Annotated in this window: 9 protein-coding genes; 5 read left to right on the top strand and 4 right to left on the bottom strand. The window is 43.5% G+C overall.

All coding sequences use genetic code 11. From position 1 onward, the window contains the following. Position 1: 1 nt before the first annotated feature. Both cydD and trxB read right to left on the bottom strand, forming a co-directional pair. Positions 2-1,771: a cysteine/glutathione ABC transporter permease/ATP-binding protein CydD gene (gene cydD, locus WDV74_RS10645; protein ID WP_338882741.1), complete on the bottom strand. Its 1,770-nt coding sequence runs from the start codon at positions 1,769-1,771 to the stop codon at positions 2-4. A gap of 104 nt (positions 1,772-1,875) precedes the next feature. Then, positions 1,876-2,838 carry a thioredoxin-disulfide reductase gene (trxB, locus tag WDV74_RS10640; protein WP_338882740.1) on the bottom strand — a complete coding sequence of 321 codons (963 nt, stop codon included), beginning with the start codon at positions 2,836-2,838 and terminating at the stop codon, positions 1,876-1,878. 844 nt (positions 2,839-3,682) lie between these two features. Between trxB and lrp the strand changes: the two genes are divergently transcribed. From lrp to serS, 5 genes are all read left to right on the top strand, one after another. Next, positions 3,683-4,177 (top strand): leucine-responsive transcriptional regulator Lrp, encoded by a 495-nt coding sequence (lrp, locus tag WDV74_RS10635; RefSeq protein ID WP_004256338.1) that lies wholly within the window; start codon positions 3,683-3,685, stop codon positions 4,175-4,177. A 136-nt stretch (positions 4,178-4,313) separates the two neighbouring features. Then, a complete protein-coding gene (locus WDV74_RS10630; RefSeq protein ID WP_338882739.1) occupies positions 4,314-7,544 on the top strand; it encodes a DNA translocase FtsK 4TM domain-containing protein in 3,231 nt (1,076 codons plus the stop codon). 72 nt (positions 7,545-7,616) lie between these two features. Further along, the gene (lolA, locus tag WDV74_RS10625) at positions 7,617-8,228 is read left to right on the top strand and encodes an outer membrane lipoprotein chaperone LolA (RefSeq protein ID WP_338882738.1); all 612 of its coding nucleotides are present in this window, start codon (positions 7,617-7,619) and stop codon (positions 8,226-8,228) included. 7 nt (positions 8,229-8,235) lie between these two features. Beyond that, positions 8,236-9,579, top strand: coding sequence for a replication-associated recombination protein A (locus tag WDV74_RS10620; RefSeq protein ID WP_338882737.1), 1,344 nt, complete (start codon positions 8,236-8,238; stop codon positions 9,577-9,579). 113 nt (positions 9,580-9,692) lie between these two features. After that, positions 9,693-10,982: a serine--tRNA ligase gene (gene serS, locus WDV74_RS10615; protein ID WP_338882736.1), complete on the top strand. Its 1,290-nt coding sequence runs from the start codon at positions 9,693-9,695 to the stop codon at positions 10,980-10,982. Between the two features lie 198 nt (positions 10,983-11,180). On the opposite strand, the gene pflA is transcribed toward serS, so the two are convergent. Both pflA and pflB read right to left on the bottom strand, forming a co-directional pair. Further along, the gene (gene pflA, locus WDV74_RS10610) at positions 11,181-11,921 is read right to left on the bottom strand and encodes a pyruvate formate lyase 1-activating protein (protein WP_338882735.1); all 741 of its coding nucleotides are present in this window, start codon (positions 11,919-11,921) and stop codon (positions 11,181-11,183) included. Positions 11,922-12,000: 79 nt separating this feature from the next. Continuing rightward, a complete protein-coding gene (gene pflB / locus WDV74_RS10605) occupies positions 12,001-14,283 on the bottom strand; it encodes a formate C-acetyltransferase (RefSeq protein WP_338882734.1) in 2,283 nt (760 codons plus the stop codon). Positions 14,284-14,316: the final 33 nt, after the last annotated feature.

The raw sequence follows: 14,316 nt of genomic DNA, 5'->3' as shown, positions 1-14,316 counted from the left end.
ATTAAAGCTCCACACTACGGTGAGATAGCAGACGAGAAAATACACCTTGAGACTGGCTTAAAGTTTGATAATCACCTTGTTCGATAAGCAAACCATTTTCCATTACCCAAATCTGGTCATATGATAATGTCTCTTCTAGTAAGTGAGTGACCAATAATGTGGTTTGTTGATGCGAGGCTTGATTTAACGCCATCATCACACGCTGTTCGCTATGGGCATCAAGACTAGCGGCGGGTTCATCTAAGAGCAATAATTGGCAAGGATTTAACAACGCTCGCGCTACTGCAACCCGTTGGGCTTGTCCGACAGACAGACGGGCAGCGTTGTCACCTATTACCGTATTGATTCCATCTGGAAGGTCGTTAATAAATTCATTGACATAAGCTCGTTTCATTACATTACTGATTTGTTCTTGCGTTGCGTCATATTGACCAAGGCGAATATTATCGAGCAGAGTTTGTTCTGGCAGGTGTGGGTTTTGCCCAACCCAACTTAAGTGTTCACGCCATTTGGTGAGACTGAGTTCACGTAACTCAATACCATTGATTTTTACGGAACCATTATAAGGTAAGAATCCCAGCAATACGTTGATTAACGAACTTTTGCCCGCACCGCTTTTTCCAACCAGAGCAATCCGCTGGCGCCTATCAATGGTAAAATTCAAAGGACCAGCAAGACGATGTCCATCGTGGGACATAATTTCCAGTTCGCAGGCCTCAATGGTAACGGGTTCGTTATCGGATAGTGTTTTCTCACCACTACTTGTGGCTTGTTCTCCATTGCTACTGAGTAAAGTGAAGAGCGATTCTGCCGCTCCGACGGCTTGAGCTTTGGCGTGATAAAATGTACCTAAATCGCGCAGTGGTTGAAAAAACTCAGGTGCAAGGATTAACGCGAGGAAACCGGCAAACAACGTAACACCTACACCATAGCTACCAAAGTGCAACTCTCCTAAATAGGAAAAGCCAAAATAAACAGCAACAACGGCAATGGAAATTGCGGCAAAAAATTCTAAAACGGCTGAAGATAAAAATGCCATGCGCAGAACTTCCATCGTTCTGCGGCGAAAACTTTCTGTTGACTCGGTGATTTGTTCAACTTCCGCTTCTCCTCGATGGAACAGGCGCAAAGTTTCCAGACCTCGTAAACGATCGAGGAAATTACCACTTAAACGGCTGAGAGCTACAAAATTGCGCCGATTAGCATCTGCGGCACCTAATCCTACCAATGCCATAAACAGCGGAATCAATGGTGCGGTTACAAATAAAATCAATCCTGCGGCCCAATTAATTGGAAATACAGTAACCAGGATTAAGATAGGGATAATTGTAGCAAGCGCAACTTGAGGCAAATAGCGAGAATAGAAATCCTGCATGTCTTCTATCTGCTCTAGGATAATGGTCGCCCAACTTCCAGCGGGTTTCCCCTTAACCCACACAGGGCCTAGTTGTTCGAGTTTATCCAGTACCATATTGCGAATTTGTTGACGTATAACTTTGCCACAAATAAATCCAACACGTTCTCGAACGGCATTGATAACAGCCCGTAATGTAAAAGTCGCTGCCAATATTAGAAATTGGTTGATAAGATTTTCACGAGGAACATTGTCAATAATCAGAGCTTGGAGGATTGTCGCCAAGAACCAGGCCTGAGAAATAATCAGCAATCCACTGATTAAGCCAAGTAGCATTGATAAACGAAGCCAACGACGGGCAGGTGCAGTTTGCTGTTTCAGCCATCGAACAAGTTCAGATTGTCTTGTTTTGTCCATAAGAAAAATTTCTGTTTAGCGGGTGATGATACGGAATATCAAAACAAGCTGTATGTTACCTGTTAAAAAGCGCTATCGGAATAGCGCTTTAGGGGAAAGATAGATTATTGGGTTGCCAACCCGTCCAGAAAACGTTCTGCATCCAGAGCTGCCATACAGCCTGTACCGGCTGAGGTAATAGCTTGGCGATACACATGATCCATAACATCTCCAGCGGCAAAGATACCTGGAATAGAAGTCTGGGTGGCATTACCATGTAAGCCGGATTGGACTTTGATATAGCCGTTTTCCAGTTCCAGTTGGCCATCAAAGATGCCCGTGTTTGGGCTATGGCCGATGGCGATGAAAACGCCGGTAACATCCAGTTCTTCGGTATTGTCACTTTTCGTATTGCGAATGCGGATACCAGTCACACCCATATCATCACCGAGAACTTCATCCAACGTATGATCAGTATGCAGAATGATATTGCCGTTCTTTACTTTTTCCATCATACGGTCAATCAAGATTTTTTCTGAACGGAAAGTATCACGACGGTGAATCAGATGTACTTCAGAGGCAATGTTTGCCAAATACAGCGCTTCTTCAACGGCAGTATTACCCCCACCGATTACAGCAACTTTTTGTTTACGATAGAAAAACCCATCACATGTTGCACAGGCAGATACACCACGACCTTTAAAAGCCTCCTCGGAAGGTAATCCGAGATAACGGGCTGAAGCACCTGTCGCGATGATTAAAGCATCACAGGTATATTCCTGATCGTCATCGCCAAATAAACGGAACGGTCTGTTTGAGAAATCAACTTTCTGAATATGGTCAAAAATGATTTCTGTTTGAAATTTTTCGGCGTGCTGAAACATGCGTTCCATCAAATCTGGGCCAGTCAGTCCTTCAGGATCACCGGGCCAGTTCTCAACCTCAGTCGTGGTGGTCAATTGGCCACCTTTTTCAACCCCAGTAATGAGGACGGGATTTAGATTAGCGCGGGCTGCATACACAGCAGCGGTATAACCAGCAGGACCTGAGCCAAGAATGATAAGTTTACTGTGTTTAGCTGTGCTCATGAATACCTCATTTTCATTATCGCATATTGCAGATTTAGGGATTGTAGGAGAAATAATGAGTTAAAAAAAGCAATTATCAGATAAAATATTCATGTTATTAACGATATTACCGATAGATAGCAACTATGATGTAATCGTATTGTAAGAGACGATAGTTTAACTTTCTGAATTGAACATCATTTATACATATGAGACATAAAACAATCTATCGAAACGGTTTACCGAAAATTTGTTTGGTAGGTTGTTCTGATTTTTGTTCATTTACTTTGACAATCGGCTGTGCATTTGCGAAAACATCTATGCAAGAGATAATTATCTACCTCGCTAATCAATTGTTTTTATAAAAGAGGCAAAATTAGTGTGGGGATTTTCTCATAGAATATAAAAATTGCCGTTAAGCTGTTTCTGAAAAACCTAGTGTTTTAGGTGCTAGTATCTTGAGAGATAGTGTTCTGGGAAATAATGTTTCTGAGAGGCAATATTCTGGTAAATCGTATTGTATCCCTAATGGATTCAAGTTGCAGTGCGGCGGCAAGGGAACAAAACTTCAAGCGCATAGAAACAAATATGAGTGGCTGACATGTGAGTAACTGAGTGATTGGGGTGAGTAAGCACAGCTAACATAGCAGCAACTTGGAAAGTAAAAGGGAATAATTAATCGAATTCTGGAAAATTGTAGTCTAGGAAATTGTATTTTGGGAGATTGTTTCTAGGAATTGTAGTAGTCCTCAAACCTTGATTACAGATTAAGCTTTAACCTTTGAAGACATCTTTTCCAGCTCAACCGATTGAAAGAGATAAGGAAAATGTTTTAGGTGTAGGAATATAAAGAGAGAGCAATAAGATGATAGATAATAAGAAGCGTCCAGGAAAAGATCTTGATCGTATAGATCGCAATATCCTTAACGAGTTGCAAAAAGATGGCCGTATTTCTAATGTAGAGTTATCCAAAAGAGTTGGCTTGTCACCAACGCCTTGTTTGGAACGTGTGCGTCGTTTAGAGCGTCAGGGATTTATTTCTGGCTATACAGCTTTACTGAATCCTCATTATTTGGACGCATCATTGCTGGTATTTGTTGAAATTACACTGAACCGCGGTGCAGCAGATGTATTTGAACAATTCAATACTGCTGTTCAGAAACTAGAAGAAATTCAAGAATGTCATTTAGTTTCTGGTGATTTTGACTACCTGCTGAAAACACGAGTCCCAGATATGTCTGCATATCGTAAATTGCTTGGCGAAACTTTGTTACGTCTTCCTGGCGTTAACGACACCCGTACTTATGTTGTAATGGAGGAAGTGAAACAAAGTAACCGTTTGGTGATTAAGACCCGTTAAGCTTTCATCTAAAATGTACAGATGCAAAATAGGAAAAACTTAGGTACACTCCTGTTTATGCATACAGTTTCAACGCTGAGCTACCCTCAGCGTTGTTCCGTTTTTTTAATCAACAGAAAAACCTGGAGAGCCTTTCTTGAACCAGGAATATACAGAAGACAAACGTGTTAAATTAAAGAAGATAAGCAGTGGCCGCCGGCTTCTGGAAGCCGTTCTGTTGGTTATTGCTATCTGTGCCGCGTACTTGATGGTAGCGCTTATCAGCTTTAATCCATCTGATCCCAGTTGGTCACAGACGTCATGGCATGAACCTGTCCACAATTGGGGAGGCAGTGTTGGTGCTTGGTTATCTGACACGCTATTCTCGGCATTTGGTATACTTGCTTATGCAGTTCCGCCATTTATGTTATTAGGTTGTTGGAATGTCTTCCGTCAGAAAGATAGGCAAGAATATACGGATTTTTTCACACTTGCATTACGCGTTATTGGTGCTTTAGCCCTGATACTGACGTCATGTGGTTTGGCTGCACTCAATATTGATGATTTAAATGATTTTGCTGCTGGCGGAGTCATTGGCAATTTATTCAGCAATGCGATTCTGCCTTGGTTTAATATCCTGGGAGCCACCTTGGCTTTGTTGGGTATTTGGGCTATTGGATTCACATTGTTTACGGGGTGGTCATGGCTCGCGATTGCAGAAAAAATTGGTGCGGTTATTCTTGATTCACTGAGTTTTGTCGTCAATCGAGGTCGCAATAATGCTGGAGATGACGAGAATGCGCTAGTTCCCGAACATCCAGCCAGTGAACAAAAACATGTGGAACAGGCAGATAAACATGAAGTGGTCAAATCTGCGGTTGCTGCTGAAACGCTAGATGACGATGATGTATTACTGACTGCTCCAACGTTAGCCGAATTAGCGAATACAGATCCAGCGTTACAGCCTGCATCAACTTCTCCAGCATTGGATCAATCTCAGGAACAAGAACCTGTTCTCTATTCTTTTGAACTACCAGATGATGACCAATCAGGTACAAATTCACAATCAGATGACTTTTCTCGGGTTATTTCAAATCTACCTACAAACAGTTCTGCGGGCACAAATACGCATTTACAAGATGAAGTAACAGATACATTTGCTCTGCCTGAAAATGATAATGTTAATACGAAAAATGAGGCAGAGGATATTGCAAGCCCGGCTGTTGTGGCGAGGAACCCGCAGGTTAAACAAGGTATTGGCCCTGAAATGCCGCGCCCCAATCCAGTTAGGATCCCAACACGTCGTGAATTGTATGGCATCAAAGTGCCTTCTCACCGTTTGGCAGAACACATGCAACGGAAAGAAAAAGAGAGACAGAACGAGTTGATTGCAGAAGCCAATGAGCAGCGGATGGATGCCCAACAGCAAGACATGTTGCGCCAGCAATTCCTTGAGCAGCAACGTAAGCGTTATGGTACTGATTTTGAGCAAGGAAACAAAGAACCAGAGTCCCGTGAAGAGAGTACGCTGATACATAAGCAACCAATTACGGAAAGTCGTGTAAGTAAGCAGTTTATAGGCGAACAAATAGTAAACGATCAGCCAGTAGTAGATGAGCCAAAAGCACAGGAAGAAGCGTTGCGGATAGCATTTGAGCAACAGCAACGTGAACGTTACCAACTGAATCAACCTGAACCTACCGAATTTGTATTTATGCCAACAGAGTCGCAGATTCAACCCGTTCAGGAGAAAAATATAGCGACTTCTCTTGATTCTCATGAATCGAGAAATCAGCATACTTTTGTGCAGCAACCGCAGCAACCGCAGCAACCGCAGCAACCGCAGCAAGACAGCCTATTCCATCCATTTTTGATACGCAATGATCAACCATTGCCAAAACCAACGACGCCGATGCCTTCTTTGGATCTTTTGGCTGAACCACCGGTAGAAGAAGAACCGGTTGATATGTTTGCCCTTGAGCAAACCTCGCGTTTAATTGAAGCGCGTTTGAATGATTATCGTGTCAAAGCGGATGTTGTTGGATTCTCTCCAGGGCCTGTCATCACCCGATTTGAATTGGATTTAGCTCCTGGAGTGAAAGCCTCGCGTATCTCTAACTTATCACGTGACCTGGCTCGTTCACTTTCAGCGGTAGCCGTCCGTATTGTGGAAGTTATTCCAGGAAAACCTTATGTTGGTTTGGAATTACCCAATAAAAAACGCCAAACAGTTTATCTGCGGGAAGTTTTGGATTGTGATAAATTCCGTGATAATCCTTCACCGTTAACTATCGTGTTAGGAAAGGACATTGCAGGGCAGCCGGTTGTGGCTGATCTGGGTAAGATGCCTCATTTACTGGTAGCAGGAACGACAGGTTCGGGTAAATCAGTAGGGGTTAATGCGATGATCCTCAGTATCCTATATAAAGCGAAACCAGAAGATGTTCGCTTTATTATGATTGACCCGAAAATGCTTGAGTTATCGGTTTACGAGGGTATTCCACATTTATTGACCGAAGTTGTCACCGATATGAAAGATGCAGCTAACGCATTGCGTTGGTGTGTCAATGAAATGGAACGACGTTATAAGCTAATGTCAGCTTTAGGTGTACGTAACATTGCAGGTTATAACGACAAGATCAAGCAAGCAGAAAACATGGGTCGCCCGATCCCTGATCCGTTCTGGAAACCAGGTGACAGCATGGATGCAACGCATCCTATGCTGAAAAAAGAGCCTTATATTGTTGTCATGGTTGATGAGTTTGCCGACTTAATGATGACAGTGGGAAAAAAGGTGGAAGAATTAATTGCACGTTTGGCCCAGAAAGCACGAGCGGCAGGTATCCACTTAGTATTGGCTACTCAGCGCCCTTCCGTTGATATTATCACCGGACTGATTAAGGCCAATATTCCGACACGTATTGCATTTACAGTATCCAGTAAAATAGATTCCCGTACCATCCTTGATCAAGGTGGTGCAGAATCATTGCTTGGTATGGGAGACATGCTTTATTTGGCGCCAAATTCTTCCATTCCTGTACGTGTCCATGGTGCATTCGTACGTGATCAAGAAGTGCATGAAGTCGTCAATGACTGGAAAGCTCGTGGTCGTCCTCAATATATAGACAATATTGTCAAAGGAGGAGATGACGGTGAAGGCAACATGGGATTTGATAGTGATGAAGAACTAGATCCCTTGTTTGATCAAGCGGTTGAATTTGTAATCGAAAAACGCCGTGTTTCTATTTCTGGTGTACAACGTCAATTTCGGATTGGATATAACCGGGCGGCTCGAATTGTCGAACAAATGGAAGCACAACAGATAGTGAGTGCACCTGGACATAATGGCAATCGTGAAGTTTTGGCACCTCCACCGCATGAACATTGATTATCGCTATAAAATATAAATAGTATCGGCAATTAATAGCTGATAATAAAACGAATTGAAGGTATCTCGCACATGAAAAAACTGATGTTGATTGGTTGCCTGATGATGAGTGTGAGCATAGGTTCTGCTTGGGCTGATGCGACGCAGGATCTGCAAGGGCGCTTGGGAAAGGTGAATAGCTTTCATGCCAGTTTCACTCAAACAGTGACTAGCAATGATGGTTCAACGGTTCAAAAAGGGGAAGGGGAGCTTTGGATCAAACGCCCTAATTTGTTTAACTGGCATATGACGTCACCGGATGAGGGTATTTTGGTTTCTGATGGCAAGACACTGTGGTTTTATAACCCTTTTGTTGAACAGGTAACGGCAAATTGGTTAAAAGAAGCAACGGGGAATACGCCATTTATGCTGATTGCGCGCAATGATCCTGCCGACTGGAAACAGTACAAGGTTATGCAAGACGGTAATAATTTCGAGCTGACTCCCTATAATACCAGTGGTAACTTAAGACATTTTTCAATTACCGTGACACCAGAAGGAACAATCCAAAAATTCACTGCCGTTGAACAGGATGGGCAAAAAAGTGCTTACCAATTGAAAGGGCAGCAAAATGTAAATGTGGATGCGGCGAAATTCAAATTTACTATACCAGAAGGTGTCACGCTGGATGATCAACGCCAGTGAGGTTTAAGTGAACAATCTTTCTCTCGATTTTTCACAAAATGAATTTCAACCGCTGGCCGCCAAAATGCGGCCAGCCACATTAGATCAGTATATCGGCCAGCAACACTTACTGGCGGAAGGAAAGCCTTTGCCACGCGCAATCCGAGCTGGTCACCTTCATTCCATGATCTTATGGGGGCCGCCTGGAACAGGAAAAACAACACTGGCTGAAATTATTGGTTATTACGCGCAAGCTGATATCGAACGTATTTCGGCAGTCACTTCTGGCATAAAAGAAATTCGTGAATCCATAGAAAAGGCGCGACAAAATCGTAACGCAGGGCGCAGAACGATTTTATTTGTTGATGAAGTTCATCGATTTAATAAAAGTCAGCAGGATGCGTTCTTACCACATATTGAAGACGGTACCATCACATTTATTGGTGCAACCACTGAAAATCCTTCCTTCGAATTAAATTCAGCTTTGTTGTCACGAACCCGTGTCTATTTATTGAAGTCGCTTTCGACGGCAGAAATTGAACAGGTGCTTATTCAGGCTATTAATGATACAGAGCGTGGTATTGGCGGGCAAGATATTGTATTACCAGATAATACTCGCAAAATGATAGCAGAGCTTGTGGCGGGAGACGCACGCCGTTCACTGAATTTGTTGGAAATGATGGCGGACATGGCAGAAACCAATGTGCAAGGGCAACGGGTTTTGACGCCGGAATTACTGAAAGAAGTGAGTGGGGAGAGGAGTGCCAGGTTTGATAATAAAGGTGACCGATATTACGATTTAATTTCTGCTTTGCATAAATCAATCCGTGGCTCAGCACCTGATGCCGCACTTTACTGGTACGCTCGAATTATTACCGCAGGGGGTGATCCCCTTTATGTTGCTCGTCGGTTACTGGCTATTGCTTCTGAAGATGTGGGTAATGCTGATCCACGCGCAATGCAGATCGCCATTGCTGCATGGGAGTGTTTTACGCGTGTAGGAGAGGCTGAAGGAGAAAGAGCGATCGCACAGGCAATTGTTTATCTTGCTTGTGCCCCGAAAAGTAATGCTGTTTATACCGCATTTAAGGCAGCTATGGCGGATGCGCAAAACAAACCAGATTATGACGTCCCAGCTCATTTGCGTAATGCTCCGACTAAGCTGATGAAGGAAATTGGGTTTGGTGAAGAGTATCGCTACGCCCATGATGAAGCGAATGCGTATGCTGCCGGTGAAGTCTATTTTCCGCCAGAAATGCAACAAACACGTTATTATTACCCGACTGCCAGAGGGCTGGAAGGTAAGATAGGTGAAAAGTTAAACTGGCTCCTGGAACAGGATCAAAATAGCCCAATAAAACGCTATCGTTAATTTTCCTGATACGGTAAGGTTTATATCCAACAATGCCAAATTACAGCTAAAAGCTGTAGTTTTTGACGATTTTTCAATAACCATTTTTCAATAACAACAAGCACAGGACTAGCATGCTCGATCCAAATATACTGCGTAATGAGCTAGACGCAGTCGCCGAAAAACTGGCTCGCAGGGGTTATACCCTTGATGTGGAGACGCTGCGCAAATTAGAAGAGCGCCGTAAAGTTTTACAAGTTGAAACTGAAACCCTGCAAGCAGAACGTAATTCCCGATCGAAGGCTATTGGTGCAGCGAAAGCCCGTGGTGAAGATATTGAACCACTGCGTCAGGAAGTGAATCTATTGGGAGAAAAATTGGATTCAGCAAAAGCTGAACTGGACACTTTGCAGGCTGAGATCCGTAGTATCGCATTAAGCATGCCCAATATTCCTGATGATTCTTCTCCTGACGGAAAAGATGATAGTGATAACCTGGAAATTAGCCGTTGGGGTGAACCACGTCAATATGACTTTGAAGTCAAAGACCACGTATCACTAGGTGAACTGACTGATGGCCTTGATTTTGCGGCTGCGGTTAAATTAACTGGCTCACGTTTTGTCGTAATGAAAGGACAGATCGCTCGTCTGCACCGTGCCATTACCCAGTTCATGCTGGATCTGCATACAGAACAGCATGGCTATCTGGAAACTTACGTCCCTTATCTGGTTAACCATGATTCTTTATATGGTACAGGTCAGTTACCTAAGTTTGGTGAAGATCTGTTCCATACCAGACCATTGGAAGAAGAGGCTGGCAGCCAATATGCTTTGATTCCAACTGCGGAAGTCCCGGTTACTAACTTAGTTCGTGATGAAATTTTGGATGAAAGCGTATTGCCATTGAAGATGACGGCGCATACACCTTGCTTCCGTTCTGAAGCAGGTTCTTATGGCCGTGATACCCGTGGCCTTATCCGTATGCACCAGTTTGATAAAGTTGAGTTGATTCAAATTGTTCATCCAGAAAAATCCATGGAAGCCCTGGAAGAATTGACAGGGCACGCTGAGAAAGTATTACAGTTACTGAATCTTCCTTACCGTAAAATGCTGCTGTGCACGGGTGATATGGGGGCAAGCGCAAGAAAAACTTACGATTTGGAAGTTTGGCTACCAGCGCAAAATACTTACCGTGAAATTTCCTCTTGTTCTAACACATGGGATTTTCAGGCTCGTCGTATGCAAGCGCGTTTCCGTGGTAAAGATGACAAGAAAACTCAGTTGGTACATACATTGAATGGTTCTGGTCTTGCGGTGGGTCGTACCCTGGTTGCTGTGATGGAAAACTATCAGCAGGCGGATGGCCGCATTGAAATCCCAGAAGTATTGCGCCCTTATATGAATGGGTTGGAATACATTGGTTAATGCCATCTATACGCATTAAACTTCAAATTGCAATTTATAACACGCTATGAAACCTGATTTCTCCCCGCTTCGCGGGGAGAAATTACATGCATCTTGAAGTGAGATTGGTATATTCTTAATAAAAAAAGCGCCAATATTATTCGGCGCTTTTTTTACGGGTAAATTAATAACTGAAAGGCAGATAGCAGTCATTCATGACTAATAAATCACATGATGCCCATAACTTTTTAGAATACCTTTTACTCTCTCCATTGTTTCTTTTGGAGGCGGTTTAACACCTTCCAGTTTATAATCTTCACCCATGGCAATCCATTTATGTTTACCCAATTCGTGATAAGGTAATAGCTCTATTTTTTCAATATTTTTCATATTCTTGGTGAATTCACCAAGTAAATGAACGGATTGATCGTCATCAGACCAACCGGGAACAACAACATAACGGATCCACGTTTTTTGATTACGTTTTGCCAGATAACGGGCAAATTCGAGAGTCCGATGATTGGACACGCCAATTAATTTTTGGTGAATATCATCATTGAGCTGTTTTAAATCCAGCATAACCAAATCGGTAGCATCCAATAATTCATCGATCACCGGATCATAACGGCGAACAAAGCCGTTAGTATCCAGGCAGGTATGAATGCCCTCTGCATGACAAGCCCTGAACCAGTCCCGAACAAATTCGGCCTGAAGAATGGCTTCACCACCGGAAGCGGTGACTCCACCCCCTGAAGCATTCATAAAATGTCGATAGGTCGTTGCTTCTTTTATTAATTCTTCAACGGTTACGGTTTTTCCGCCATGGGTATCCCAAGTATCGCGGTTATGGCAATAGAGGCAGCGCATCAGGCAACCTTGGAAAAACGCGATAAAGCGGATACCGGGGCCATCTACGGTTCCGCAAGATTCAAAAGAATGGATACGGCCAAGTACGGACATGAAAGGACTTCTCCAAAACTAGCAAGCTAATAAAGGCTCCAAGATTAAAGGAGCCTTTATTATCTGTCATTTTTAATAATTACATGGTTTGAGTAAATGTACGGGTGATAACATCTCGTTGCTGTTCTTTAGTCAAAGAATTAAACCGCACCGCGTAGCCCGATACGCGAATAGTCAATTGCGGATATTTCTCAGGGTTTTCCATGGCATCCAACAGCATTTCGCGGTTCATCACGTTAATGTTCAGATGCTGACCACCTTCGATATCTGCTTCGTGATGGAAATAACCATCCATCAGGCCCGCCAGATTTGCTTTACGAACTTCATCATCTTTACCCAGTGCATTCGGTACGATAGAGAAAGTGTATGAAATACCATCTTTGGCATAGGCAAATGGTAGTTTCGCCACCGAAGTTAATGAAGCAACCGCCCCTTTTTGATCACGGCCGTGCATTGGATTAGCACCTGGTCCGAATGGCGCGCCAGCACGACGTCCATCTGGAGTATTCCCCGTTTTTTTGCCATAAACCACGTTTGAGGTAATGGTCAGTACAGACTGGGTTGGAACTGCATTGCGGTATGTTTGCAGCTTCTGAATTTTCTTCATGAAGCGTTCAACCAGATCACACGCGATATCATCGACCCGCGGATCGTTGTTACCAAATTGTGGGTATTCGCCTTCAATGTTGAAATCAATTGCCAGGCCATCTTCATCGCGGATTGGGGAAACTTTCGCATATTTAATGGCAGATAATGAGTCAGCGGCAACGGACAGACCGGCGATACCACATGCCATGGTACGGTATACATCACGATCGTGCAGTGCCATTAATGAAGCTTCATAGCTGTATTTGTCATGCATGTAGTGGATAATATTCAGGGCAGTGACATACTGTTTTGCCAGCCAATCCATGAAGTGATCCATACGCGCCATAACTTTGTCATAATCCAGCACCGCGTCTTTCATTGGTTCTTCTTTCGGGCCAACTTGCATTTTCATTTTTTCATCTACACCGCCGTTGATGGCATATAGCATAGTTTTTGCAAGATTTGCGCGGGCGCCGAAGAACTGCATTTGTTTACCAACCACCATTGGGCTGACACAGCACGCGATAGCGTAATCATCGCTGTCGAAGTCAGGACGCATCAGATCGTCATTTTCATATTGCAGGGATGAAGTATCGATCGAAACTTTTGCTGCGAACTTTTTAAAGTTAACAGGCAGTTTTTCAGACCACAGGATGGTCATGTTAGGCTCTGGGGATGGTCCCATGGTATATAGCGTATGTAGGAAACGGAAACTGTTTTTTGTAACCAGAGTACGGCCATCCAAACCCATACCCGCCAGCGATTCAGTTGCCCAAATGGGGTCACCAGAGAACAGCTCATCATATTCTGGAGTACGCAGGAAACGCACCATACGCAGTTTCATGACCAAATGGTCTATCAGTTCTTGGGCTTGTTGTTCAGTCAACTTACCCGCTTGAATATCACGTTCAATGTAGATATCCAGGAAGGTAGAAACACGCCCAAAGGACATTGCAGCACCGTTTTGGGATTTCACGGCTGCCAGATAAGCAAAATAAGTCCATTGTACGGCTTCTTTGGCATTGGTAGCGGGGCTAGCAATATCATAGCCATATTTAGCCGCCATCTCTTTGATTTGACCAAGAGCACGATGCTGTTCGGCAAGTTCTTCGCGCAGGCGAATGGTTGCTTCCAAATCTTCGCCATTTTCCAGGTTTTCCTGTAGGGAAGTGAATTGAGCAAATTTCTCATCACGCAGGAAATCAATACCATACAACGCAACGCGACGGTAATCGCCGATGATGCGTCCACGGCCATAGGCATCAGGCAAGCCAGTTAATACACCAGATTTACGGCATTTCAAGATATCGGGGGTGTAAACATCAAATACCCCCTGATTATGAGTCTTACGATACTCAGTGAAAATTTGTTTCAGTTTTGGGTCTAGTTCGCGGTTATAGGCTTTACAAGAACCTTCAACCATTTTAATGCCACCAAATGGAATAATGGCACGTTTCAGTGGCGCTTCGGTTTGCAGACCAACAATTTGTTCCAGATCTTTTTCAATATAACCTGCATCATGAGAGGTAATTGTAGACGCAATGTCAGTATCAAAATCTAGCGGTGCATGGGTGCGGTTTTCGATTTTGATACCTTCCATGACTTTTTCCCACAAAGCGTCTGTTGCTTTTGTGGCACCCACAAGGAATGATTCATCTCCTTCATATGGGGTGTAGTTTTTTTGGATGAAATCACGGACGTTGACTTCATTCTGCCAGCTACCCTCGTTAAAGCCTTGCCATGCTACTGAGAATTTTTCGTTTAACTCGGACATGATACTTCTACCTTTTAACAGTGGAACTTTTAA

The sequence above is a fragment of the Xenorhabdus sp. TH1 genome (assembly GCF_037260955.1).
Taxonomy (GTDB): Bacteria; Pseudomonadota; Gammaproteobacteria; order Enterobacterales; family Enterobacteriaceae; genus Xenorhabdus; species Xenorhabdus griffiniae.
The sequence above is the reverse complement of the archived record's forward strand: the minus strand, read 5'-3'. Positions and strand labels throughout refer to the sequence as shown.

What these genes read in the sequence shown, in the direction of transcription:
- cydD (WP_338882741.1), bottom strand. Translation starts at nt 1,771, where the DNA reads ATGGACAAAACAAGACAATCTGAACTTGTTCGATGGCTGAAACAGCAA.
- trxB (WP_338882740.1), bottom strand. Translation starts at nt 2,838, where the DNA reads ATGAGCACAGCTAAACACAGTAAACTTATCATTCTTGGCTCAGGTCCT.
- lrp (WP_004256338.1), top strand. Translation starts at nt 3,683, where the DNA reads ATGATAGATAATAAGAAGCGTCCAGGAAAAGATCTTGATCGTATAGAT.
- lolA (WP_338882738.1), top strand. Translation starts at nt 7,617, where the DNA reads ATGAAAAAACTGATGTTGATTGGTTGCCTGATGATGAGTGTGAGCATA.
- serS (WP_338882736.1), top strand. Translation starts at nt 9,693, where the DNA reads ATGCTCGATCCAAATATACTGCGTAATGAGCTAGACGCAGTCGCCGAA.
- pflA (WP_338882735.1), bottom strand. Translation starts at nt 11,921, where the DNA reads ATGTCCGTACTTGGCCGTATCCATTCTTTTGAATCTTGCGGAACCGTA.
- pflB (WP_338882734.1), bottom strand. Translation starts at nt 14,283, where the DNA reads ATGTCCGAGTTAAACGAAAAATTCTCAGTAGCATGGCAAGGCTTTAAC.